Source organism: Paenibacillus solisilvae, from assembly GCF_042656405.1.
GTDB classification, from domain to species: Bacteria; Bacillota; Bacilli; order Paenibacillales; family Paenibacillaceae; genus Paenibacillus_Z; species Paenibacillus_Z solisilvae.
Map to the genome: position 1 here is coordinate 1 of NZ_JBHSOW010000040.1, position 25,118 is coordinate 25,118.

At 51.3% G+C, this 25,118-nt stretch carries 26 protein-coding genes and 1 pseudogene; 3 read left to right on the plus strand and 24 right to left on the minus strand.

What is annotated here, in order from left to right; all coding sequences use genetic code 11:
- Nucleotides 1-205 precede the first annotated feature (205 nt).
- The 8 genes and pseudogenes from ACFPYJ_RS10885 to ACFPYJ_RS10920 all read right to left on the minus strand — a co-directional run bounded on the left by ACFPYJ_RS10885 (nt 206) and on the right by ACFPYJ_RS10920 (nt 8,180).
- Nucleotides 206-973, minus strand: a complete 768-nt coding sequence (locus tag ACFPYJ_RS10885; protein ID WP_379188148.1) for an SDR family oxidoreductase — start codon at nt 971-973, stop codon at nt 206-208.
- Nucleotides 974-993: 20 nt separating this feature from the next.
- Entirely contained in the window at nt 994-1,920 is a 927-nt protein-coding gene (locus ACFPYJ_RS10890) for an AraC family transcriptional regulator (RefSeq protein WP_379188149.1), read from the minus strand.
- Between the two features lie 35 nt (nt 1,921-1,955).
- Nucleotides 1,956-3,044: a Gfo/Idh/MocA family protein gene (locus ACFPYJ_RS10895; RefSeq protein ID WP_379188150.1), complete on the minus strand. Its 1,089-nt coding sequence runs from the start codon at nt 3,042-3,044 to the stop codon at nt 1,956-1,958.
- A gap of 13 nt (nt 3,045-3,057) precedes the next feature.
- Complete coding sequence (locus tag ACFPYJ_RS10900; protein WP_379188151.1) at nt 3,058-3,837, minus strand: sugar phosphate isomerase/epimerase family protein; 780 nt, start codon at nt 3,835-3,837, stop codon at nt 3,058-3,060.
- 39 nt (nt 3,838-3,876) lie between these two features.
- Nucleotides 3,877-5,199, minus strand: a complete 1,323-nt coding sequence (locus tag ACFPYJ_RS10905; protein WP_379188152.1) for a glucuronate isomerase — start codon at nt 5,197-5,199, stop codon at nt 3,877-3,879.
- Nucleotides 5,200-5,228: 29 nt separating this feature from the next.
- On the minus strand, nt 5,229-6,395 hold the full coding sequence (locus ACFPYJ_RS10910) for a Gfo/Idh/MocA family protein (RefSeq protein WP_379188153.1): 1,167 nt from the start codon (nt 6,393-6,395) through the stop codon (nt 5,229-5,231).
- Between the two features lie 54 nt (nt 6,396-6,449).
- A pseudogene (locus ACFPYJ_RS10915) lies at nt 6,450-7,084 on the minus strand (mannonate dehydratase).
- Between the two features lie 208 nt (nt 7,085-7,292).
- The gene (locus ACFPYJ_RS10920) at nt 7,293-8,180 is read right to left on the minus strand and encodes a LysR family transcriptional regulator (RefSeq protein WP_379188154.1); all 888 of its coding nucleotides are present in this window, start codon (nt 8,178-8,180) and stop codon (nt 7,293-7,295) included.
- 110 nt (nt 8,181-8,290) lie between these two features.
- On the opposite strand from ACFPYJ_RS10920, the gene aroA reads away from it, so the two are divergent.
- Entirely contained in the window at nt 8,291-9,649 is a 1,359-nt protein-coding gene (aroA, locus tag ACFPYJ_RS10925) for a 3-phosphoshikimate 1-carboxyvinyltransferase (RefSeq protein ID WP_379188156.1), read from the plus strand.
- A gap of 63 nt (nt 9,650-9,712) precedes the next feature.
- On the opposite strand, the gene ACFPYJ_RS10930 is transcribed toward aroA, so the two are convergent.
- Nucleotides 9,713-10,933 (minus strand): M24 family metallopeptidase, encoded by a 1,221-nt coding sequence (locus ACFPYJ_RS10930; RefSeq protein WP_379188281.1) that lies wholly within the window; start codon nt 10,931-10,933, stop codon nt 9,713-9,715.
- A 241-nt stretch (nt 10,934-11,174) separates the two neighbouring features.
- Here ACFPYJ_RS10930 and ACFPYJ_RS10935 point away from each other — a divergent pair, with 241 nt between their 5' ends.
- Entirely contained in the window at nt 11,175-11,774 is a 600-nt protein-coding gene (locus ACFPYJ_RS10935; protein WP_379188157.1) for a TetR/AcrR family transcriptional regulator, read from the plus strand.
- Nucleotides 11,775-11,782: 8 nt separating this feature from the next.
- Complete coding sequence (locus tag ACFPYJ_RS10940; RefSeq protein WP_379188158.1) at nt 11,783-12,049, plus strand: hypothetical protein; 267 nt, start codon at nt 11,783-11,785, stop codon at nt 12,047-12,049.
- 86 nt (nt 12,050-12,135) lie between these two features.
- Here ACFPYJ_RS10940 and ACFPYJ_RS10945 read toward each other — a convergent pair whose 3' ends face one another.
- From ACFPYJ_RS10945 to ACFPYJ_RS11015, 15 genes are all read right to left on the minus strand, one after another.
- Nucleotides 12,136-13,395, minus strand: coding sequence for a Gfo/Idh/MocA family protein (locus ACFPYJ_RS10945; RefSeq protein WP_379188159.1), 1,260 nt, complete (start codon nt 13,393-13,395; stop codon nt 12,136-12,138).
- A gap of 65 nt (nt 13,396-13,460) precedes the next feature.
- A complete protein-coding gene (locus tag ACFPYJ_RS10950) occupies nt 13,461-15,122 on the minus strand; it encodes a type 2 periplasmic-binding domain-containing protein (protein WP_379188160.1) in 1,662 nt (553 codons plus the stop codon).
- A 46-nt stretch (nt 15,123-15,168) separates the two neighbouring features.
- Nucleotides 15,169-16,053 carry a carbohydrate ABC transporter permease gene (locus tag ACFPYJ_RS10955; protein ID WP_379188161.1) on the minus strand — a complete coding sequence of 295 codons (885 nt, stop codon included), beginning with the start codon at nt 16,051-16,053 and terminating at the stop codon, nt 15,169-15,171.
- A 12-nt stretch (nt 16,054-16,065) separates the two neighbouring features.
- Nucleotides 16,066-17,025, minus strand: coding sequence for an ABC transporter permease (locus tag ACFPYJ_RS10960; protein ID WP_379188163.1), 960 nt, complete (start codon nt 17,023-17,025; stop codon nt 16,066-16,068).
- Nucleotides 17,026-17,513: 488 nt separating this feature from the next.
- Nucleotides 17,514-18,557, minus strand: a complete 1,044-nt coding sequence (locus ACFPYJ_RS10965; protein WP_379188164.1) for a LacI family DNA-binding transcriptional regulator — start codon at nt 18,555-18,557, stop codon at nt 17,514-17,516.
- 212 nt (nt 18,558-18,769) lie between these two features.
- Nucleotides 18,770-19,255 (minus strand): hypothetical protein, encoded by a 486-nt coding sequence (locus ACFPYJ_RS10970; RefSeq protein ID WP_379188165.1) that lies wholly within the window; start codon nt 19,253-19,255, stop codon nt 18,770-18,772.
- Between the two features lie 27 nt (nt 19,256-19,282).
- The gene (locus tag ACFPYJ_RS10975; protein ID WP_379188166.1) at nt 19,283-19,708 is read right to left on the minus strand and encodes a hypothetical protein; all 426 of its coding nucleotides are present in this window, start codon (nt 19,706-19,708) and stop codon (nt 19,283-19,285) included.
- On the minus strand, nt 19,705-19,860 hold the full coding sequence (locus ACFPYJ_RS10980; RefSeq protein ID WP_379188168.1) for a hypothetical protein: 156 nt from the start codon (nt 19,858-19,860) through the stop codon (nt 19,705-19,707). The genes ACFPYJ_RS10975 and ACFPYJ_RS10980 overlap by 4 nt, the downstream gene beginning before the upstream one ends.
- Nucleotides 19,861-19,935: 75 nt before the next feature.
- On the minus strand, nt 19,936-20,085 hold the full coding sequence (locus ACFPYJ_RS10985; protein WP_379188169.1) for a hypothetical protein: 150 nt from the start codon (nt 20,083-20,085) through the stop codon (nt 19,936-19,938).
- A gap of 45 nt (nt 20,086-20,130) precedes the next feature.
- The gene (locus ACFPYJ_RS10990) at nt 20,131-20,484 is read right to left on the minus strand and encodes a hypothetical protein (RefSeq protein WP_379188170.1); all 354 of its coding nucleotides are present in this window, start codon (nt 20,482-20,484) and stop codon (nt 20,131-20,133) included.
- Nucleotides 20,456-21,022, minus strand: coding sequence for a hypothetical protein (locus tag ACFPYJ_RS10995; RefSeq protein WP_379188171.1), 567 nt, complete (start codon nt 21,020-21,022; stop codon nt 20,456-20,458). Before ACFPYJ_RS10995 ends, ACFPYJ_RS10990 begins: the two co-directional genes overlap by 29 nt.
- 15 nt (nt 21,023-21,037) lie before the next feature.
- Nucleotides 21,038-21,973 (minus strand): hypothetical protein, encoded by a 936-nt coding sequence (locus ACFPYJ_RS11000; protein WP_379188172.1) that lies wholly within the window; start codon nt 21,971-21,973, stop codon nt 21,038-21,040.
- 35 nt (nt 21,974-22,008) lie between these two features.
- Nucleotides 22,009-23,385: an ATPase, T2SS/T4P/T4SS family gene (locus ACFPYJ_RS11005; RefSeq protein WP_379188173.1), complete on the minus strand. Its 1,377-nt coding sequence runs from the start codon at nt 23,383-23,385 to the stop codon at nt 22,009-22,011.
- A 4-nt stretch (nt 23,386-23,389) separates the two neighbouring features.
- Nucleotides 23,390-24,235, minus strand: coding sequence for a hypothetical protein (locus tag ACFPYJ_RS11010; protein WP_379188174.1), 846 nt, complete (start codon nt 24,233-24,235; stop codon nt 23,390-23,392).
- Nucleotides 24,232-24,963 carry an SAF domain-containing protein gene (locus ACFPYJ_RS11015; RefSeq protein WP_379188175.1) on the minus strand — a complete coding sequence of 244 codons (732 nt, stop codon included), beginning with the start codon at nt 24,961-24,963 and terminating at the stop codon, nt 24,232-24,234. Before ACFPYJ_RS11015 ends, ACFPYJ_RS11010 begins: the two co-directional genes overlap by 4 nt.
- Nucleotides 24,964-25,118 lie beyond the last annotated feature (155 nt).

Below are 25,118 nucleotides of genomic sequence, written 5' to 3' on the forward strand. Positions count from 1 at the left end.
CCCTTTTGTAACTGGCTGATCCCTCCATGTATTCCCTTACTGCTACTATCTTAAATTCTTCCGTATATGGATTGAATGTTTGTCCTTTTTTAGCCATAAATAAATCCCCTCCAAGTTCACTCATTCCTTATGGTACCATAAGGTTTTTTTCTGAGTGTCTACTTGAAGGGGATAATATCACACAGGCGTCAAGCTGCAAGGTTTATTAAATGGTCATGGCTCCAAATCCGCCGTCCACTCTAATAAGAGAGCCGGTTACGAAGCTGGATGCCGCCTCGGATGCCAGCCAAACAACCGCACCCTGGAGCTCCTTCGGATCGCCGAACCGATTCATCGGTGTATGGCCCATAATGCTTGCCACACGTTCAGGCGAGAGAATCGCTTTGTTCTGCTCTGCCGGGAAGAAACCGGGAACAATTGCATTCACCCGTACCCCATGCGGTGCGAACTCACGGGCAAGAAACTGCGTCATGCTGTTAACGGCATGCTTCGACGCAGAATAAGTGAATACCCGGGATAAGGGCGGACCCGCCGATACCGAGCTGATCGTTATGATGCTGCCGCCATTGCCCGCATCGATCATGGAACGGCCGAAGACCTGACATGCAAGCATGACACTCTTGGCATTGACGTTCATAATATGATCCCATTCTTCTTCTGTAATATCGAAGAATGAGGTGGCGCTGTTCGTACCAGCGGTATGAAGCATAATATCCGCACGGCCCGACCAGGCCAGTATGGCTTCCAGAGCGCGCTCGAGGTCCGCTTTTACATTAGTATCCGCTTGAAAGAGCTTCGCGCGGTCCTGATCAAGCAAATGCTGTACAAACGGCGCGGCCTTCTCCGGATTACGGGCCACAAGAGCGACTTGTGCGCCATGGGCATGAAGAGCTTCAGCCATGACGCGGCCCAGGGTGCTGCCGGCACCAATAATGACGGCCGTGCGGCCGGTCAAATCAAATAGCGGGGTCATCAGCGCAGGCTGCCTCCTTGTTATAACGGTTTAATTGTCTTCCGGTAGGATTCCGGACTCGTCCCGACGGTTGCTTTGAACAGGCGGCTGAAATGCGCTAAATGCTGAAACCCGACAACGCTGCATACATCGGAGACACTTCGTTCGGGTTCCAGGCGGAATAACATTTTGGCCTGATTAATGCGTCTGTTGTACAAATATTTGAAGACCGTCGTTCCGGTCACTTCTTTAAATAGATTGGATAAATACGGTTTGGTCAAATGCAGTGCAGCCGCAATATCGTCGAGCGTTACATCCTTCTCATAATGATCCTCTAAGTACGTAATGACGCTTTGAACATGCTGCTCCTTGTGGGAGCGATGCTCACGATCCCGAATGGGCTCCCTGCACCAGCCGCGTATGATATGAAGCAGCTCGAAGAAACGAAGTGTGAACCGGTCATAAGCCGTGAGTGCGACGACTCGATTATCGTCGTTTCTCTGCTCATAGAGGCTGCTCATCTCCTTAAGGAGCTTCTCCATCTCGAGCTGGTCCTGCGCGCTGAGTGAAATTCGGATATTCCGCAGCTCTTCGAACGGCTTCAACAGCACGGCTGCCGGCTCCGGCTGCAGAATCTTATGTGCATATGCGGGATCAAAATGAATAATGGAGCGGATATACGGCCGTGAAGGAGACGGGTTCGGACAATGCAGCGTCATGCCGTGCATCAGAATCAGATCGCCCGGATGCAGCGTCATCAGCTTATCGCCGATCAGATAGTTGCATTCCCCTTCTTGGAAGTAATAAATTTCGTAAAAGGCATGCGAGTGAAATTGAGCGCCCGGCATCGGCCTGATATCCCTATACATCAAATCGATCGGCTGCTCCCATTGCATGGTAAGCGGCATAGCTGTCCCCTCCAACCCGAGCACCGTCTCCAGTGCTTGTTCATGTGAAGATTGTACCATGCCGCATCCCCCCTCGCACTTCCATTCCAAATTGATTATTCCACCCGAACCGCCATATTCTGAGCCATGACGCACAGCTCGGCTGCCTTAAAAGCATGCTCCTGCGTCATGGCATTCTCCGTCCGGTTGATGCAATCAAGAATCAGTTCACCGAAGAAAGGGAACCCCACTTGACCTCTTACCGCAAAATGCTGTTCTCCGTCACGGTTGACCAAATACACATGATCGCCCTGCGGGTCGCGAGCGACATCGATATATTTGCGCAGTTCGATATAACCGTCTGTTCCCATAATAATCGTCCGGCCGTCTCCCCAAGTGCCAAGACCTGTCGGCGAGAACCAGTCTACGCGAAAATAGTTCGTGGCCCCGTTTGCCCCGACGAGCGTTGCATCACCGAAGTCTTCCAGCTCCGGCACATCCGGATTCGCATAGTTGGCCACTTTACTGTGTACAACCTTTGCATCGGTGTTGCCCGAATAATAGAGAAACTGCTCGATTTGGTGGCTCCCGATATCACAGAGAATGCCGCCGTACTGCTCCTTGCGGAAAAACCAATCCGGGCGCGATGATTTATTCAAGCTGTGCGGACCCGTTCCGATGACCTGCAGGACACGGCCGATCTTACCTTCTTCAATGAGTTTGCCGGCATAAACCGCACTCTCCACATGAAGTCTTTCGCTGTAATAAACCATGTATTTGCGGCCGGTCTCCAACACCTTTGCACGTGCTGCTTCGATTTGCTCCAGATTCGTGAAGGGAGTTTTGTCGGTAAAATAATCCTTGCCATGATCCATAACGCGCATGCCGAGCGCCGCACGTTCGGACGGAATAGCTGCAGCTGCAACCAGCTTAACCTCGGGGTCATTCAGGATTTGTTCCGGTGATGAAGCCGCCTGCACCTGCGGATAAGCCTTAACGAACCGCTCGACTTTGTCAGGATCCGGATCGTAGACCCATTTGAGCGTGCCCCCCGCTTCAATTAACCCGTTCGTCTGTCCGTAGATATGACCATGATCAAGCGCCATAGCCGCAAAAATAAACTCACCCGGCTCGCAGACCGGAACCGGCTTGCTTACAGATACCGGAGCATAGTTCATACCGTCTTTATTATTACTAGCTGACATTCGCTGAACACTCCTATTCGTTATTAGCAAGTTTGCTCAAGGCTTGATAACTGATGGACAAGCTGTCAAATGGATCTCCCGGACAATCATCCTGCTCGACCACATACCATTCCACGCCGGTTTCGCGGCAGGCTTGAAGAATAGCCGGGAAATTCAAATTGCCCTGACCGATTTCCGCGAAAACCTGTTTGTCGCCCACGATCGCCATATCCTTCAAATGAATGACCTTCATTCGACCTTCAACCTTGCGAATCCATTCCACCGGGTCCGCTCCGCCTGCCTGAACCCAATACGTGTCGAGCTCGAAGCCGACATGCTCCGGATCGGATGATTCCAGCAGCCAGTCCATGCCTGTCTTGCCTTCAAACTTCTCGAATTCGAATTTGTGGTTGTGATAGATCAGCTGCAGTCCGGCTGCCGTCAGTTTCCGGCCAATCTCCGTCATGAGCCGCCCCATAGCGGTATAACCTTCTCTGCCACCACGATATTCCGAAGGCAAAGCACCCAACCCCACGTAGCGGCAGTTCCAGGATTGATGCTGCTTGATCACGTTGTCCAGGTCATTGACCAGCCTGTCAAAAGGGATATGGGTGGCACAAATGGTCAATTGTTCGGTTTCGCATATTTGTTGAATGTCATCCGGCGCGATCGGTCCCGTCCCCGATACCTGCACCGCATCGTAGCCGATCTGCTTGACCCGCTTCATGGTGGCGTCAAACTCTTCCGCCGTGCGTGTAAAATTACGAAGTGTATACAGCTGCGCTGCAATTTGCTTTCTATTCAAAAGGTTCACATCCTCTATGATTAGTTGGTTTATGATAGACAAGCAGCGTTAAGGAGCCGCGATCCGGTTCCTTTTGGCATTCTCCAGAACGCGCAGGAAAGTGCCGCCGAAATAGGCTTCTACGTCCCTGCTGATATCAGCTTCTGTGAGCTCCCAGCCATCCTTGAGCAGACGGCCGTATTTATGGATTAAAATATCGGCAAGGATGCCACGGGAATATTCCCATTTGTTAATCAGCTGCTCCAATACGCGGCAATCGGAATGCTGCGGGATGAAGCTTGTACCAAGAAGCTCGACACGGAATTCGGTCAGCTCGCGGATCATCGATTCGGTGTGCAGGAACCACCAGCAGCCAAACAGCGTAATATTGCGGAATTTGCGGGAAAGCACAGCAAGCTCATGCTGGTTCTCGCGTGCCAGTACCGTAATGAGCAGCTCGAGATTTGTGTAGCGCTTGGCGATGCCTTCAAGCAGGCTGAGGTCCGAACGCATGCTCATATCTCCGGCCAGCTTCAGCAGCGGGTTAACTTGGCGGCGCACGCCGATCATAAGGGCCAGCGGCAAGCCAAGCTTGAGGCAAACCGGAATGACTGCGCCGTCCAATAGAACGGTGAGCGTATGGCTCGCGTCCCCGGCTGCGTATCTCGCATCACCCGGGAGTGAAACCATGATGTACAGCGCATCCATCCGCACAGCCCAATCCTGCAAGAAGCGCTTCACTTCCTGCAAAGTGGCTGGCGCGGAGGCGTCATCCTCCACCGCATAGCCCTGCCCGCGCAGATCATGCGCAGCAGCAGGCCAATCGAGCAGCAGCTTATCGATACGAAGCGCCGCATCGAAGCGCGGGTCGCTCTTGCCGCTGCCCGATTGCCAAACGGTGCGCTCCTTCGAATCAAATGGATCATTCGTCATGACGATCCGCTGCACCTTGGCTGCCTCCAGCACATCACTAACCTGCTGCGAGGCGGACTTAGCCGCAAACGCTGCGCGGTAAGCGTTCAGATCACGGCCGTATTGCGCCGGTGAGAGCCCAAGCCGGTTCAGCGCGGTAAGCACGCCGGAGGCCGCTTCGCTAATTGGCGAACGGTCCACGAACAGCGTCTGCCAAACCGCTTCAGCACGGCTGGCGCTGTCAAGTGACCAATATTCATCGTAGGTGAGGTCGGTATGACGGAAGAACTCAGCTGTCAGATAATGATAGTGAAGCAGCTCGTCGATTCCCCACAGCAGATGCTCACTAAACGCTTCGGCGTATAGATGGGTATGCATATCAATAACGCGGGCTTCCGTCGTCATTCGGCGAATGACGGCTTCGAGCCCGGATTGTGATGAGATCCCTTGATTGTGAAGCTGTGCTTGATTGGCACTCATGGATTCATGCCTCCTAATAAACCTCTTTTTTAGAATGTACCTGTCAGGTCAGCGGGCTTGGCATTCTCAGCGACTGCGGGCTTTTGAAAGGTCGACTCGGCAATCCGTTTGTTCAGCTCCGCTTCATGGAGGTCTTCATCAAGCGGCAGGTCAACCCAGCCATCGAGCCACGTGGACAGATGCATCGCATTGGAAATCGTCAAGCCGTTAATGCCCTCTTCACCCGGAGCTACGAGCGGCGTGCCTTTGAGGATGGCATCCGTGAAATTTTGCAAAATGCCTGCATGCTCCGGACTGCGTCCATGGCTTGGGATGTCGATTTTCCAGACCTCAGGCGAGGCGAAGGCTTCCTTATTGCGTGCATTGAAGGCGGTCTCCGACTCGCGAAGACGCCAAAATGTCATCCGTCCATCCTCGATCACGATTTTGCCCCGATCACCCGATACCTCGAGCCGGTTCGTTCCCGGCGCTTCCGAAGTGGCCGTAATAAAGACGCCAGTTGCGCCGTTCTCGTATTCCGCATAAGCCGTTACGTCATTCTCAACCTCGATGCTGCGATGTTTGCCGAACTGACAGAATGCGCGCATACGTGTAGGCATCATGCCAATGGTCCACTGCCACAGATCCAGCTGATGCGGACATTGGTTAATGAGCACGCCTCCGCCTTCCCCGCCCCAGGTTGCGCGCCATGTGCCGGAATCATAATAAGCCTGCGAACGGTACCAGTTCGTAATAATCCAATTGGTGCGGCGAATTTCGCCAAGTTCACCGGATGCGATAAGCTCGCGGAGCTTCTGATACAGCGGATTCATCCGTTGGTTGTAGACAATGCCGAACTTCTTGTCGCTGGCGGCAGCCGCTTCATTCATCTCCCGAACCTGCTTGGCATACACGCCAGCCGGCTTCTCGATAAGCACATGGACACCTTTGGCAAACCCTTGAATCGCTTCCTTCGGATGATCATAATGCGGGGTAGCAACGACTACGGCATCCACCAGACCCGAATCGATCATGGCTGCGGAAGTCTCGAATACGGCAACATCCTTAAAATTCGCCTTCGCCCACTCACGCTGTTTCTCGAAACCGTCGCATACCGCTGTCAGTACTGCCCCTTTAATGGAACCGTCTGTCAAAATCTTGGCGTGGCCTGAGCCCATATTGCCAACTCCGATAATGCCATAACGAACGATGCTCATTGAATTTCCTCCGTCCATACCTGTATTGGTTAATGATTATAATTGATAATTGGTTTATTTCTTCGTCTTAGAAAGAGCTTCCCAGATTCCATTGAGATACGTTGCGCCCAGCGCCCGATCAAATAGTCCATACCCTGGAATACCCTGCTCGCCCAGATCGTCCGCCCGTGATCCGGACGCAGCGGACCGTTAAAGCCCGTTTCCCAAGCTTCTGCGTGTCATCCTTCGTACAGCTCTCGTCCCAGCCCGGGAGTGAAAGATCGCCCATAACCGGATCCATCCGCCGCACCGTCTCATCCTCGAAAGTCAAGGTCGTTGAGCCTTCAGGAAGCAGGTAGGCAAGCTGCGAACGTGTCCAGTCAAAGACAGGCATGAAGTTATAACAGATAACCGGAACGCCAGCCTCTCCGAGCAGTCGGATGGTTTGACTGTAATTTTCAATTAACCGGTCACGCGAAGGTCTTCCGAGCTTAATATCCTCATGCACCGGAACACTTTCGATTACAGACAGCTTCAGGCCGCTGTCTTCCGCCGTTTTCTTCAGAGCGGCAATGGACTCCCTGGGCCACGCTTCTCCGACCGGCGTATCGTACAAAGCAGTAACAATGCCCGTTACACCAGGAATTTGGCGGATATTCTGAAGCGTTACAGGGTCACCTCGCTCCAAACCACCGGAATGTCATTTTCATCTGCTGCACCTCTTAGCAATCGGAATTGGGTTGATGCAATCGTTTTCAATTCGTTTGTCTACGTCATTGTAGCACAGGAGATAATGCTTGGCGGGTTGATTCAGGTTTCACTTAACCACAGTCAAATGATTAGGGGAATTACCGTGTTGGAGTCAAAAGGAGGAATGGGAGCTATGCGCCGACTCGTTCAAGCTGCGGTGCAGCGGGACTACAACGAAGAGGAAAGAAACATTTCCACGAACCTGGCAGCTGCAAGCGGAAGCATCCGTTCACGGCGCATGGCGATGCCGATGCTTCTTGGAGGGATCGGCTCTGCCGTTTGAACTTCAAACAGCGTTCCGGCAGCAAGCTCCTCCGTCACAAACGAACGGGTAACAAAAGCAGCCCCATAGCCGAGTCTTGCAAACTCAACCAGCAAATCGATGCTGCCAAGCTCAATATCCGCCTCGATCGTTTGACCGCAAGCCGCAAACCACTGCTCCACAAATCGGCGGGTGCTGCTTCCGGCCGATAAGAGCAGCAGCGGCGTTTGTGCAAGCTCCTCTGCTGTACGAGGCTGATCCGCAAGCTCCTTGAAAGCCGAGCCTACAACAAAAGCATCTTGTATGGTCATAATCGGCTTGATTTCAAGCTGAGGGTCCGTCACCGGCAAATGCACGATGCCGCAGTCGGTTTGACCGTCCCTCAGACGCTGCAGAATATCAGATGTTTTGCCATGAGTCAGCTGAATGCGAACCTCTGGATATGCAGCATGGAAAGGCTCCAAATGGGGCAGCAGCAGATGCTTAAACAAGGAATCGCTGGCGCTGATGCGTACTTCCCCGCCCGCAAGACGCTTCAGCGCTTGCAGTTTGATCTCGCCGGCATGCAGCAGTGTAAGGGCTTGATCCACATAGCTGAAGAGGACTTGTCCCTCTTCCGTCAGCTCCACCCCTTTAGACAGCCGGTGAAACAGTTTCATATCGAGCGCAGTTTCCATTTGCTTGATCGCATAACTTACAGAGGGCTGTGTGATAAAAAGCTCCTCGGCTGCTTTTGTCAGATTCCTGCACTTCGCCGTTTGGTGGAAAATCCGGTACCATTCCATATTCAACATGATATAGAACACCTCTATGTCTATGTATGTTTATTGATATTTCATCTATTTCATGAGCTTCATTATAATCAAGTTAGGTTAAGCAAGCAATTCGGGGAGGATGGACGCAAATGGACAATCAATCTACGGTAGAACCTGATTTGGAGGCACGATCGCCATGGTCAAATTACAAGGATAAGCCCGGGGTGATCTTAACCCCTCCTGCAGTTGATATTAACGGAACCCTTCTGATTCCAGGAAGCAAAAGCATGACGAACCGTGCTCTTCTGCTGGCTGCTGTGGCGAAAGGAACCTCGCGATTAGAAGGGGTCCTGCGAAGCGATGACTCTTATTGGTGCTTGAACAGCCTGTCTCAGCTCGGCGTTCAGGTTACAGTCGAAGGTCAGACAGCTGTCGTTGAAGGCGTGAATGGCAGGTGGCCCCGGCAAACAGGCGAGATCTACGTAGGAGCGGCGGGAACCCTCGCACGTTTCTTGCCCGGACTATTGGCCGCGGGAAACGGTGAATGGCGAATAAGAGGAAGTAAGCGGATGAGCGAGCGTCCCCTTGCGCCGCTGCTTCAAGAGCTTGCCGCTCTAGGTGCCGGGATTGCTTATGAGGACAGGGAAGGCTGTCTGCCCTGCCGGCTGGAGGCAGCAGGTCTGCGCGGTGGAAATGCGGTTTTATCCGGTTCGGTCTCAAGCCAGTTTATAAGCGGCATGCTGATGTGCGCCCCGTTAATGGAGCAAGCGTTGATGCTTCATATTGAAGGAACGGTCGTGCAGCGTGAATATGTCGAGATGACGCTTGCGATGATGCGCATGTTCGGGATCGAATCAACCTTGGAGGACAACGGACAGAAGATTCTCGTTCGCCGCGCTTATCAAGCGCCTTCAACCCCAATTATGCTGGAGCCAGATGTGTCGACATGCGGTTATTTCTGGTCTCTGGCCGCGCTAACGAATGGCCGTATCCGGATTCAGGGAATATCCAGGCATACTCTCCAGCCTGATATTGAATTGATTACTGTCTTGGAACGGATGGGATGCGGGGTAGTGCACGGGGATGACTTTATCGAAGTATGCGGCACTAAGGAGCTTAAAGGGGACTTCACAGTCAGCATGGGAAAATGGTCTGATCAAACGCTGACTGTAGCGGCGCTTGCGGTGTTTGCAGATGGACCGGTTACGATGATTGACGCCGCCCATATCCGGCATCATGAGTGTGACCGAATCTCAGCTATATGCATGGAGCTGCGCAAGATGGGTATCCAAGTCGACGAGCATCACGATGGTTTAACCGTCTATCCAGGCATTCCGCAGCCCGCTCTCTTGAATCCGCATGATGACCATCGGATGGCAATGGCGCTTGCTCTCATTGGAGCCAGAGTGCCTGGGATACGAATTGCAGATCCGGGCTGCGTGTCCAAGACCTGCCCGGATTATTGGGATCGGTTAGAAAGGCTTGGTTTTGGGGTGGATTGGGGTTAAAAGGCGTTACAGCGAAAAGCCTGCCTTCATGATGGAAGGGCAGGCTTTTCCGGCAGGACATCGTTAAGGCAGGACAATTAACCCCTCGGGTGAACGCGTAAGCGCCCGCGGCCCCGTATCGGTAACGAGGTATGTATTCTCAATACCGACGACGCCTTTTCCGGGAAATGTGAATTTTGGCTCCACAGCCAGGACCATGCCTGGCACCAGCGGATCACTGAAGCCTTTAGCCAGAACAGGCCATTCATCAAGCTCAAGTCCGATGCCATGCCCGAGGAACTTGACCTGATCAGCTCCGTAGCCCATGAAATGCCGGGATAGTCCGGCTTGATCTGCCTGTGCAAGCGCAGCTGCGTAGATGGCATCGCATGCCGCTCCCGGCCGCAGCATCTGTTCGGTTTTGCGGATAATCGCCTCTGATTGTGCATAGGCTTCAGCCAGCTCATCCGATAAGCCGCCTATTACGGCCGTTCGGGTCTGATCAATGATATAGCCGTCGATGCAGCAGCCAATATCGAGAAGAATAGGTTCTCCTCTGACGATCGGTTTCCGGCTGGCACTCTGAGCTGCAGCCGGTCCAAGTCCAAGCCCTCCGGCCGGTCCGTCAAAAGCGCTCGGAATTGCAGCGGCTTCTCCTGAGCCAAGCATCCCGGTCGTTACCTCCATATTGTAGCTGCGCGTGCGCATGACCCCGATATGTCCGCGAATACGAATCTCATACTCGATCCTGGCCATCAGCTCGAGCTCTGTCATGCCTTCCCGAATGCGTCCAGCCGCTTCTTCCAACGCTTCAGCGGCAACCTGCGCTGCGGCTTCAATCCTTCCGATTTCCCAAGGTGACTTCGTCATTCGCACTCTGCGTATGAATGCCGACCCATCAATCATCGTGCACCGCCCGCCAGCGGTAAGGATATCTGCCAGCTTCGAGTAGGTCTGTACCGGCAAAACATCATATTCAGTTGCAACGAGAGATTGCCCTGCTTCAGCAAAAACTTCCGGATAATCACGCTCCAGCAGCCCCCGAAACGCTCGAAGCGACGTTAAAGGTTCCACCCGAACCGCCGTTTCTTCCCCCGCCCGCCATATGCTCCGCCGTACATAGAAAGTCGCATCACCGTGTGCTGGAATGAAGGCAAATCCAGCTTGCATCGAGCCTGTCAGATAATAAAGATCCACATGCTGCGTAACCAAAAAGGCGGCTGCGCCATGCTTTTGCAGCTGCTCCTGAAGCCGCGCGATACGCTGAAGAATCTCCTCTTGCAGAACTTTATCGATTCCTTGCATCATCTTCACCACCCGCTCCCCGCTTAAACTCTTGTTCCATTACAACAAAAGAACAGCCTCCGCGTCAACTGCATACAAGCCTTGTTCTCCCTTTGAAATATCCGTATGTAAACACGACGGGGTGAATTAGACTATAGCATAATTTATACAAAAAATGGTTGACAGCAGATTCTGCAGCCATTATGATTTGAAAAGACATGAATGAATTATTCATTTACTATAAATGAAGGAGGATTTCGTTATGGACACGGATTCAAAGGAACATCTGCGGGATGAACGAAGGGAGCAGATCAAGAAGGCGGCGCTCAAGGTTTTTGCGCAGCGCGGATTAATCGGAACAAAGATGAGCCTGATCGCCAAGGAAGCCAAGATCAGTGACGGCCTTTCTTACCGCTACTTCAAGTCCAAGGATGAAATTCTTGTTGAGCTCGTTGAGGAAGCAGTAGCAGGCTCGAACGCGGCATTTACGGCGATTGAGAATATGTCAGGAACAGCGCTTGAGCGGATGCGGACCTTGACGCAAGAAATTCTTCAGGAAGACAACCATTACTTCATGCTGATGCAGCAGGTGTTAACGTCAGATGAGGGCGGGCTTCCCGTAAAGGTGGCACAGCTGATGGAGAATTACGAGACCCATACCATGATTAATTTGCTGACTAAGATTGTTTCAGAAGGGCAAGATGCAGGACAATTTGCTGCGGGCGATCCCAGAGATCATGCGGTATGGTATCTCACTGCTCTCGTCGGTCTCATGAATCAAGAAACTTCATCCATAGAAGGCTATCGGCCGCCCGACATCGATTTTATTATGCGTTTAATTGTCAAGACCAATGATCAATAGAAAGTCAGGTGGATTCTTCGGCAGCTTGCTGTCTCGAAATATACACAGCGGCATCGCCGGTCTGCCCGGATCAATTCCCGGAAGGAACCTCAGAAAGCATTATGAATGGAGGCCTTCCGCAGGGATTATCCGCAGACTTGATCGAACAGATCAAAACCGTATTCGCCGAAGCATTTCAACACATGTTCTTAATCGGCACCCTGTTTGCAGCCCGCGGCGTTCCTGATCTGCTGGTTCATGAAGAAAGAGGTGCTCCGACCTCAGCAAGAGGATAACAGCGCAGCAATAAGCGGTTAGAATGACTTGTCACAGCTCATAAAAAGATGGAGCAAGAACAACTCCCGCTCCATCTTTCACTTCTTTATTTGACAGCCGCCAAGTCTTTCGCATAGTCCGATAAAATAATCGCCTTTCCGCCATTCAAACGGGATTCCTCCGCCGCAAACGCCATTAAGTGACTGCGTACCGATGCCGCTGCGGAGGTTAAACCCTCCTGCCCGGAGCAGTGCCTTACTTCATTCAGGAAGCTGCGGACGATCCCTGCGTCTCCGCCCCCGTGCCCGGCTGATTGAGGCGGGATTGTAATCTCCGTTTTCTGATGGGTCAGAAAATCATACAGTGTAATTTTATCCTCTTCCGCCCGCAGCTCGCCGCGGGTGCCCATGATCTGAATTCTCCGCTCCTGCTCGAACGTAAAGCCGCACATGCTGAACATTGCCGTGGCGCCGCCTTCGAATTCCATGTTCACGACCTGATGGTCGACGACGTTATTATCGCTCCTGTATACACAACGGCCATAGTCCGTCTCCCGCATGCCCTGTACGATATTTTCTTTGGCCAGATCCTGGGAAAAATGCCGCGCCCATCCTTTGAACTGATTGCTCAAATAAAACCGGGGCGCAGAATACGGGCAAGTTGCTTCCACCGAGCAGTCTAGGCACCGGTCCGCCGATCCTTCAGGCGCATGGTCGGCGTTGAAATGCATCAAGGAGCCAAAGGAGCTGACATGTGTACAGGGCTTGTCCATGAGCCAGGATAAGACATCCATATCATGACAGGATTTGGCCAATATCATGGGACTGGAACTATCCGAATTGTTCCAGTTGCCGCGTACGAAGCTGTGTGCAATATGCCAATAGCCTACGTTCTCGTTCAGCTGAATGGAGGCCACCTCGCCAATTCGCCCCTCCGTAATCGCCTGCTTGACGGCCGACCAGAACGGCGTATACCGAAGCACATGACAGATTGTCAACAGACGGTCGTTGTCTCTGGCCGCTTGCTCCATATCCAGACATTCAAGCGGGTCCGGCGACATCGGCTTCTCCAGGAGTACGTGATATTTCTTGCTCAGCGCAAGCATCGTCGGCTCATAATGCATACGATCCTGCGTGCAAATAACGGCGATATGGGCGAGCTGCGGCTGCGCCAGCAGCCCTTCCCATGATTCGTAACAGCTCTCGGGCGGGATGCCATGGGCCTGCGCCATTTTGTCACGGCGCACCGGATCCGTTTCCGCTACAGCCACGAACTTTAATTCATGCGGATAATCCAAAGCATAAGGCGCGTAACCTCCAGCCCCCCTTGATCCGGCCCCAATCAATACAGCGGTTAATTGACTCATCAGCGATATGCTCCTTCTCTTATGTTCATCTCCCGCAGTATGATGCCTGGCACCGCGGGGATTATCTATTCTGTCGTAAAACGGTCCAATGCGGCTTGGTAGATTTGGATATAACGGTCAAGTCCCATTTTGTTAAGCGTTGCTGCGTATTCATCCCACTTGTCGAATGAAGCATCGCCTACGATGAATTTGTCTCTCATCTCGTCCACATAAGTTTGAATATCCGTCGCGAGAGTCGTAAGCTCAGTCTGCTCTTCACTCGTGAAATTGAATGCAGGCCAGATTTGATCCTGCTTCAGCGTAAGCGCTTCGGATTTCTTCGCATTTTCGACTGAAGTCGGAAGCCCTTCCGCACCTTTAAAGAATTGCTGCTTCACAAAGCCTGGATAATACCCGCCCGGCCATACCAGATACTGGCTGATCGCTTGATCAAGGGAGAGTCCATCCGGATTTTTCTTAATTTCATCCGTATAATCGATCGTACCGTCCGCTTGCTCCTTGTACGTCTCATCCTTCCAGCCCATGAAGAACAGCTTAATGCCTTCATCGCTGTAGAAATAGTCCATCCAGCGGATCATGGCCTCTTGATTCTTCGCTTTATCCGTCAGTACGAACATGCCGATGTTCCCTAGAGGCGAACCAATATACGTATACATCTGGTCACCGTGCGGACCCTTCAGCACCGGCAGACCGACATAGCCCTGCTGATTATAGATGGCCACAGGATCTACGTTGTCGATAACCGCAAGGAGACCGCCCGTGCCTTTGGCGTCGATCTCTTCACTCTTCACGGATACGATGTCCTTCTCCAGCAGACCGTCCTTGTACAGTTTGTTTACATATTGGAGCAGCTCCTTATAACCCGGATCCGTCGCAACGAAACGAAGCTTGCCTGTTTTGGGATCCGTATCCACATAGGCATTGGAGTTGCCGTGATTATTGAGACCGAAGGAGCCCTTAAGGTAGCCAAGCAGACCGGTTGTGCCCACGGCGCCCCAAGCAATCTCATCCTGCTTGCCGTTGCCGTTTGGATCCTTCTCCTTGAAAGCCTTCAGCATGTTGTAGAAATCGTCAAGATTTTGCGGCTCGGCCAGACCCAGCTTGTCCAGCCATTCCTTCTTCACCCATGGCGTATTATAGAAAACCGATTTGAATTCAGGATCATACAGTGTTGGCAGACCGTAAATATTGCCGTCCGGCATCTTAATGCCTTTCCCGATGATTGGATATTTGGCCATGAGTGCCTTGAAATGAGGTGCATATTTATCGATCAGGTCGTTCAAAGGAAGGAAAACGCCTTGCTTGCCATATTTGAACAGATCGGAACGGGAGAACGCCGACGCATAGAATACCTCCGGATATTCGCCGCCTGCGAGCAGTATATTCCGCTTTTCTTTGAGGCTATCCTTCTGGGTGGTGTCCCATTCCATATGGATATTCGTCGCTTTCTCGTATTCCTGCCACAGCTTCAGATTGTTCCAGTCCGCATTTGCAAAAAGTTTGGCCGCGAACCCCTTCACCGTAATTTTATCGTTCACAATAGGAAATCCGGATGGATTCAGCCCCGCTGCTTCCTCGGCTTTTTTCTCCGTGTTGCTAGGTTCATTGCCTTTTGCAGTGCCGCTGCCGCTGTTATCGCCATTACCATTACTGCTGCTGCAGGCGGAGACCATCGATACCGATAGTACGCAGGTCAGCAGAATACTCCCCATTTTTGAAACCTTCATCGGTTATTTCCTCCCTTTTTCACCCCATATTATCCATGCAAAGGAATTATCCTTTTATGGCCCCAATCATAATGCCTTTCACAAAATAGCGCTGCAGGAATGGATAAAGGATGAGCATCGGAATGTTAGCAACGACGAGTACGGCATATTTGATGCCTTCAACGGCGCGCTGCTGCTTGATCGCTGATTCCGTAGACGCTTTGATCATGTCATCCGTCTGGCCTTGTATGAGAATCTCGCGCAGAACAAGCTGCAGCGGAAACTTGCTTTTATCAGACAAGTAAAGAAGCGCATTGAAGAACGCGTTCCAATGACCGACCGCATAGAATAGAATCGTCACTGCGATGATCGGCATAGACAGAGGCAGGACAACCCTCCCCAGAATCTGAAAATTGGAGCAGCCGTCAATGGTGGCCGCTTCCTGCAGCTCACCGGGAATCGTCTGCTGGAAGAACGTTCGCATGATGATAATATTCCAGATCGAAACCGCGCCCGGAATGATCATGACCCACAGCGTATTCAGCATGCCGAGCTTCTTAACGAGAATAAAGGTCGGTATCAAGCCGCCGCTAAAAAACATCGTAAAAACGAACAAGGCCATAATCATGTTGCGTCCGACAAAATCACGCCGCGACAACGGGTAGGCACCGCATATCGTCATCATAAGGTTGATGGCCGTACCGAGCACGGTGTACACAATCGTATTGCCGAAGCTTCTGACAATGTCGTTGTTATGAAAAATTTTACTGTAGGAATCGAGCGTCAGCCCTTTTGGCCACAGCACGATTTCGCCGCTCATGATAAATTGCGGGTCGCTGAATGAAGCGCTAAGGACGAATACAAGCGGATACAGCACTGCGATGACGACAAGGGTTAACACCGAATAATTGAAGATGTCAAAGAGGCGGTCACCTCGGGTCCGATCATACATGCGTACGCCTCCTTACCATAAGCTGGTTTTGCTAAATCGTTTGGATATCGAATTGACGCTGACCAGAAGGACGAAATTGATGATGGAGCTGAACAGCCCGACTGCCGTTGAGAAGCTGAAATCCGCTTCCTGAATGCCGCTTCTGTAGACATAAGTGTCTATAATGTCTGAGCTTCCCATATTCAAGGAGTTCTGCATCAGCAGCACCTTCTCGAAACCGATCGACATGACGTTCCCCAGCTCCAAAATAAACAAAATGATAATGGTCGGCAGGATGCCGGGAATGTTAATATGCCATATGCGCTGCAAGCGGGTCGCTCCGTCCACACGGGCCGCTTCATGCAATTGATGATCCACGCCGGCGAGCGCCGCCAGATAGATAATGGAGCTCCACCCCGTCGTCTGCCAGACGGAGGACATGACATACAGCGTTTTGAACCAAGAGGGCTCGGTAAGGAAATTAACAGGACTGCCCCCGAATAGCTCGATCATCGTATTCACAAGTCCGTACCTGGGGTTAAGGAACATCATCATCATCCCTACGACCACCACGGTAGATAAGAAATGGGGAGCGTATGTAACGGTTTGAACAAATTTCTTAAACTTCTCGACCCTCACTTCATTCATAAGAAGGGCGAGGAGGATCGGAATCGGAAACCCAAGTGCCAATGAATAAAGTCCGAGGCCGACTGTATTGCTGATCAATCGCTTGAAGAAGTAACTATTGAATAACCGGTGAAAATGATCAAAACCAACCCAAGGGCTTCCCCATATGCCTTTATTCGCAATGAAATCCTTGAATGCGATCTGAATGCCATACATGGGTACGTACTTGAACACGATGAAATAGGCGATAACGGGCGAAATGAGCAGGTAGAGCTGCCAATTCCGAAAGATGCGTTTCCCCAATGCCCTTCCTCTTCCCATCGGGTTGTTCACCTTAAGCGCAGCCTGCAGAGTGCGGTTAGCCATTCCTTATCACCTCTATTGTAGTTTTTTCCTTGTGCAGGCAGCTAAGAAGCTTTTGCATGTTATGTTTAATGACATGCACCTATCATAAAATTCCTGGAGACAAATTGTCAATGGTTTTATCCAAAATTCGATTATATTTTGGATAAAGTTGCATTATGTTTGGATAGAGGGTAAAAACCTCTAAATGGCTGAATCACCTCTGCTTTTATTCTAATTATCAATTATAATACCACATATTTAAGCGCTTACAATAGTGAATTGTTAACAAGACGAATTACTATCGGCTTCTCCTGTATCCAAATTCCCGATATTTTTATCCAAATTATTGAGTTAAGTTGGTGCATTGGTGCTTTTTTTGGATAATAAACTCTTTTTTTTGGCGCTATTTTTGCTCCCTATACGATATTTGGCATAGCAAAATGCCCGGGCGGTACATAGAGCCGCCCGGGCATTCATGGGTGAAGCAAATACTAGAATATATCATTTCGTTAGCTGATAGTGCGATCGTAAGTCGATGACTCCCTGATGATCAATGAGCAGGGAAGCAATATTTTGGGTGGAATCGAGTATTGTCCGTCCAAATAATCAACCATCGATTTTGCCGCTACGCTGCCGATTTCTAACTTGGGAACATGAATAGACGTAAGGGGTGGAGATGTATATTGAGCCACGGCTATATTATCCATACCTACGAAGGCAATGTCCTCCGGAATACGGCATTCCTTCTCCAGAGCAGCCCGCATGGCGGGAATAGCCAGCATATCGCTCGCGCAGAATATGGCAGTCGGCCAATCGGACTTCGGAACGTGCATGAGCATTTGGGTCATTCTATTGTAGCTCTCGTCCACGTTCCAATTAGTATCGATGACCCAGTCGGGATTAATACCGAGATTCGACTGAAGCATAGAGAATTGATAGCCGATAAACCGCTCCTCATTCTCCATTTTCCCGAAGAAAGCGGGTCCTCCAATATAGCCGATTCTCGTGTGTCCCTGTTCCAAGAGATGACGCATAGCCAGCCTCGCAGCAGATACACGGTCGCAGTCAACGACCGGCACAGACAAGGAATCGTCATTGAAGCTCATGCCCAGCAGGACAATGCCCTCCTTCTGCAAAAGCTCGAACAGCTCCTTATCGTACCAGCTGATGGCAAGTACGCCCTTCACGCCCGATTCTCCAAGCATGGCTGCGAGCCGCTGCGTATCCTTCCACTCCTCAGAGGTGCGAACGATGACCGGGAGCTGCCCCAGTTCATTCATTTTCCAATAGAAGCCTTCAAGCACCTGCGAGAAATAGGGGTGATTGCTCATAAGCGATTGGGGTATGATGCATGCAACCTGCTTCAAACGAGTGCTGCTCTCAGCCACAGAATTCGCCGAATCGGTCAGCTTGTACCCTAGTTCGACAGCGACACTCCGTATTTTGCGCTTCGTTTCCTCACTTACAGGCCGGCTCGTGTCGTCGCTTATTGCCCGTGAAACCGTCGAAATGGAAACACCTACGCGATTCGCGATATCTTTTAATGTAGGCACACCGTTATCCTCCTTGCTAGGCTGACTGCGAGCATTAAACACAATCCTCTCTCAACCTGTTACCTTGTATTGTAACTTGTGTTCGGGTACAAATCCATCCCACTTGCCCTATGCTTGCAGGCTCCACCATTACAGCAGGTACCAAGAGCGCGAAGATTCCGGGTGCTGCACAATCCCCGAAGTCCTACCAACACAAAAGAACAGCATACCCGTCAACTTACAACAAGCTCCGCTGTTCCTTTAATGGTCCACTCAATAGGTTCTATCACGGCAAATACACGGGGGTAAACGAGTTGTATGATCATAATAACGCCCGGACGCCGCAGCGTCACCTCATAATCATAGGCAGAATTATAGTACGTGTAAGGAAACGGGCGATCGTCATTAACGACCTCGAACACAAGAATCTCTACTTTCTCGCGCAGGTAAGTCCCCGGAAGCGGCTGTCCGCTCTCGTCTAATTGCAGATTAGCTTGCAGATATCGGGCTGCCTGCTCCAAGGCGGCCGCTTCATTAATATGAAATCGGCCATCGGACAGAGCTGCCCTATCCACCTGCTGAGCTGCGGCATGAGCCGCACGATTAACCGCATGTTTGCCTTGAAATAACGCAGCAACCGCCATTTCCTCATCGGTTTGAAGAGCGTGCATGAACATCCAAATAACCATCATCAGCATGACAAGCACCAGCTTATACATCGTTTGTCCTCCGTCCTCAGCTCAGCTTTAGGGGATATACTCGCTCATCTTCATCCCGGCTGCCCTTAAGCGAGCATCGGCTGGAGGAGGCTCCAAACCGATCAGCTGATCGATAGCCAGCAGTCCTTCTACCGGATAGCTGACCGTTAGAGATAGTCCAACCCCTCGGGGAAGCGGCGCTGATGGACTCGTCGCATCCATTCCGTTCGCAGCGCTCACCTCGAATTCCACGAAACCCGGCTGCAGGCCGAAATCCGCAAGCCGCTGCTTGGACTGCTCCATCATAGCCGCATCAATGTATCCATGGTCCCCGTTGGCACCAACCTCCAGCAGATAATCCGTCTCCTGTTGAAGTACAGCTTGGCGAACGATTAGTACATGCTTGTAGATGGGAGAGAACATGAGCCAGCACATCAGAGCAGCGAATAAGATAAACACCAGAATGCTCTTCACGGGCTCATTCCCCTGATTGAGTCACTCATATGCCGGCCGGACCGCTCAAGCTGCACCTTTGTGCCCTGCTCGCCGCCCGTCACATTCGTATAAATAACTACCACAACGATAATCAGCAGAAGCGACATCAATAAAGCTCGTATGGGAATCACCTCGGGTTAGCTGCTTGCTTGTTTGCTTGCTGCTCGTATCTATTAGAAGCGCTGCCTTTATAAACCCTCTGACTGCTAAGGTGTAATCAGACTTATTTTCGTATTCGCGGTATCCCCTTGGGATTGAATTTGCGCTTTCGTGCCTGTCGTATCCTTTGAAACAATGGCGTTAAACAACAAGATAACAACGACAAGCATCATAACCGTGACCAATATATTCCGCATCCTCTCACCTCCTTCATGATATAGACTTATGGACGTGCCCTGCGCTTAGTTCAGTGAACCGAACAGCTTCTGCCCTTCTTTGACCCAAGGGTAAATGAAGATTTGGAACGTGTACAAGATCGGAATGCCCGCTAGCACAAAAAGCACATAGGAGGTCGACTCCTTGCGGCTGTCCTTCGCCAGCTCCAGCTTCTCCTTGTAATCGTTAATCCGTTCCCGCAGCAGCTCATAATATTGCTCGCTCTCGTGCAGCCTCAGCGAATCAATCGTTTCAACAAAACTGAGTCCTTCCTCCGTACCAAGCCGAAGCTTGAACCGCCTCAGCGCTCCTTCAGCATCGTGATACCATTCGCCCAGCAGCATTTGAAAATCACCGCGCATCGTTCTTGTAAACGGCAAGCATCGCATCAGCTTCGTATGTATATGGAGCGATGAGCCGGCCAAATAGAGAAGCTGATTGCTGACGATGAATATTTCCTTCGTCATTCGCTCCGTTCTTGTCCTTCGGAAAGCTTCCAGCCCACGGCCTGTCCCACAGCAGCAGCAGTACTGCAGCCGCCAGCAGCAACGGAGGCGCATAGCTTGGGAGCAGAATGATCGGCAGCAGCGACATCCCATAAATACCCGCTGACCAAAGGGGAACGAATACAAGAAACAGCCGCCTGAAAAACATATAGACCGCAGCATCGCCAGCAAATCCGCAGCCGGCTAACAATCGCTCCCGCTCCTTAAAACTTGGATCCATCCGGCTCATGCGCAGCATTCTTAGCCAGTTATCCGGCACGCGCTTTTGCTGCCAGCGGAACGCTGCCAAATGCATAAACCGCGGACGGCGTACCGTTAATACGCGCAGCAGCGAAGTCACAAACAAAAACGCCAACACATATTGTCCAGCCAATGCGGACCACATCACGACAACACTAACAGACTGCGCCATTTTTCTCCCTCGCTTTCACATTTTCTTACGTGACAGCCACAGCCCCATGACAAAGGAGCAAAAAATCAGCACCACTGCATTAAGCAGCAAATCGCGGCCGCCCGGATCGATGATGTAGTACAAATAGGCATTTTGAGGATTATAGTGAAAGTTAAGCCCCACGAACAGAACGAGAAAGAATACAGGCGAGAAATTAGCAAGCCTTATCTCCAGCAGCTTGTTTCTCTCTTGTTGGTTCGCTCTGCGGGACTTGCGCATATCGGTAATCAAGTCTTTCAAATTAGCGGTAATCGGATGCCCCTCAGCTAGACCAGCCCGGACAATATTAACAAAATAATCCGCCCACACATGCCCGAGCGAAGCTGCGAATATCCGTAAGCTGGCCTCATCATCATCCCGGACAGAGACATTGCGGTACAGCTGCTCGAAAACAGCCTGCATCGGACCCAGCAGACGTTTCTCTTCAACCGTACGCTGAAGAGCAGTCCGGATCTGTTTCCCCCCGCTGACGAGGCAGCATTGATAGAACAGCTCCACGGCAGGCAAAAAATCAATGCGGGTTTTCATTTGACCATGAACAAGAATGACTCGAAGCACCATATACGGAAGTGTGCCGAGCACACCGCCAAACAGCAAAGTCCCTTTGGCGCTTTGAATCAGCAGCGCACCGAATGAAGTCCCGGCCAGCAGCAGCACCAAGCTCACAGATACGATGAACGTCGGCCGAAATGGCAGGCGCAAGGCTTCCAGAAGCTCCGATAAATGCCGGTAGAAACGATCGAAGCTCATGAGAAATCTGGCAAACCGATGATGCAGCCGATTCGTCTGCCAAGAGCTTAGCCGGCTCACGAACTGCTGCCGGACAAACCAAATGTGAAGGAGCTGCTTAACCGCAATAAACATCGTCATAAATAACGTCATACTCACCAGAATAATCGCGAGCGTTAGCACAATTCCCGGGCTCCCTTCTCTCATCACTTGGCTGATTATTGCCAGTTAACCTGCTTAATACCTGCAAGCTCCAGCTTGGCTGCCGCTGCCTTAGACGGAACCGAAGGATACGTCCATTCTCCAGAACTCTCATTGAAAACCGCCCAGTCCAGCACCTTCACTTCACCATCAACCCAGTTGATCTCTCCCAGCCGAACAACACGCCTTCGACCTGCAATAAACCGCATCTCGATTCCGATCTGTGTCACCTGCTCGGCAATTCGCTTGGTCAGCCTTACCGGATTCATCCCCCGTCCATCAAGCATACACATATCCGAAATCGCTTCAGGAACATCCTCGAGAGCATTGGCATGCAGTGTCGTCATACTCCCGGAATGCCCGCGTGTACAGGCACGCACATAGATGTTCGCATCCTCATCACGAATTTCAGCATGAATGATACGCTGCGGAGATTGGCGGAGGGCCAGCTTGAACGCTTGTACAGACCGGTGCATGGCATCTTCCTCGTCCGACTCGTATTCAATAATGTTCTTCTCCGGAAAGTCCCGGCCAAGCATAAGCTCATGCCTTCCTTCAATCGTAATGATACGTTCCTCATCCGGGAGTTCTCCGATCAGCGCCTTTATCAGATGGGTCTTCCCGGAGTTCGTCGGTCCAATAACCACAAGGTTGAAGCGTGCCTGGAGTACATCCAGCAGCATCCTTCGCATAGAATCGCTAAGCGTTCCATACTCCGGTTCGCTCAGAGCATGAAGATGAAACCGCCTTACCGTATAGAACCGCAGCGTTAATGTCGGTTTCGCGGTAAATCCAAAACCGGTCATCGTTACGCGCGTACCATCCCGAAGCATAACCTCTGCCCATCTCTTGCGCGGGTTGATCCGATCATTGTTATAAAGCACAAGGTTCTGCTGAATCCGTTCAACTTCCCGCAAGGATTCGAATGAATACCCCGAAGGACGGCTGAAGCCGTCTCTCACCACGAAGATCTTCATCCCGACAACCTGTATTCCCTCAAGTCCCTCCCGATTCTGAAGAACAAGCTCCAATACGTTAAGTCCAATTACTTCAGCGAACAATGCTTCAGCCAGAGATGAATAGGGATGCTTGTACTCCGGCAGCTCATGAATACGCTGACGCAGCAGCCGATCAGCAATGACGGCCAATATCCGCTCCCGGTCCTCTGCGTAACCAAGTACGGCCCGGTTCAAGCTCTCGTTATAGTGCTTTTTCTCTTCTTCCGTAAAGCCTCGGGGGAGTGCCAAGTAAGTTCGGATATCTTCGGCAAGACTGGAAAAATCCCGCATACTCATCGCTTCGAGCCCGCCGTTCTCCTCAGCGGGTGTAACCAAATCTTCTGCCCATATCTGCGCAGAGTAGGCTGCCGGTGAGAATCGCCCTTCTGTCCGCATTCGCTTAGGACCCCACTTCGCCGCGGTGAGTAAGCAGTTTCTTGTACCATGGCTGAACCCTTATCTCCACTCTTCGCTGCAGTCCGTGCTTACGTATGAAATGTCTTGCCGGCTCCGTCATCACTTGTTTACCCTGCTCTCCCTGCGTAAGCCAATCATCAAGCATCCCGCTGTCGAGCTGGGACAGCAATTCTTCCGATAACCTCAATTGTCCAATAAACGGTATTCCGAGCTCTTTGCAAATATCTTTCACTTGAAAACCTCCGTTTCTCCATGGGGGATGGATAATGACTGCTTCATAGTCGCCGTTTGCGATACCAAACACGGGGGAGAGCTGCTTCAACCAGCGCTGTGCATCCTCCTGAAAGTGAGACAATGCGCTTGTCGTCACCACAATCCGGAAATCTGCCCGCCGCAGTGCGCATAAGGTGGCTGCGTTATCCCAATAGGCACTGACATCCGCAATGACGACATCAAAGGATTGCTGGGCGATATCGAGCAGATGATTCATCTCCTCTACTGTAAAATACTCCGCTTGATCCCGAATCGTATTCCCGAACAGAATGCGAAGCTGACTCGTTCCTCTCACCTGATGCATCGAACGTAACAGCTTATCCGGGTATAAAGAGCCCGTCTTCAGCTCTGGCCTTAGCGAATCGAGCGTTGCTTCCGGGGCGTCAACGCCTATATAACGGTGGATCTTGGAGCTCTTCAGATTGAGGCAGAGATAACCTACGGAATTCACTCCTTCCTCCGCAATCCGACAAGCGGCTGCAAATGCCGCAGCAGTCGTCCCTATATTAGGCGTTGTTCCAACAAATGCGATGATCGGTACTTGCCTGCCTGTCACGGGTTCACCTCTGTTTCGCCGGAAGCTTGCCCGATATCCAAGGACTGAGAGGAATATGCGATGACGATCCTGCTCTTCCCGGACTTGCACAAGGAATCGAGCTCCAGCCACTGCGCCTCCGATAAATTCAAATTAATATAATCAATCATGCCATTCGCGTCACGCCTGGAGACATACATTTTCTCCTTATCACCATTTGCAAGCGACATCAGGTTGGGGTTGTCCGTATCGTCGATTTCAACATTGCCCGACGACTTAACGGATGCTACGGTGACCGCTTCCTCGAATAATCGTGTGGACTCTACAGTTTCACCTGACACATACAGCATCACTTTATCGCCCGCCCGTATACCATTGGAAACCGACAAGACATAATCACGCGGAATCTGGAAGGTAGACTGTGTGCGGCTTGGCAGCAGCCTGAATTTATCCACCTTCCATTTGAGCAGCGGCTCATCGGAGCCAAGAGGCATCACGGCCTCCATTCCGTCTGCCTCCCTGGCATCTTGCAGCATATCCGGCACATAGGAAGCCTTCGAAATTTGCTTCAGGCTGAGCATGTCACTCGTCAAACGTTCACCTGCTTGTACGAATTGCTTCGGAACGACGACGGAGACCGTTTCCTGGAATTTCACCTGCCGCAGCTGCAGCATATAAATCCCGTATACCAGCAATCCGGACAATACCGCAGCTGTCAAACTTATTAACAGATTCCGTTTCCTGTTCATCTCCCAGTCCTTTCTTCAGCGCCAGCAGCAAAAAAAAAGAACGCAGCCGGGGCATATGGCCCAGCATGCGTTCTTCGCATAGCTTGTCGCTATTCATTTGTTCGATATAATGACATCATAATAGCAGACATGTAAATAACTGTCTATATAAATAT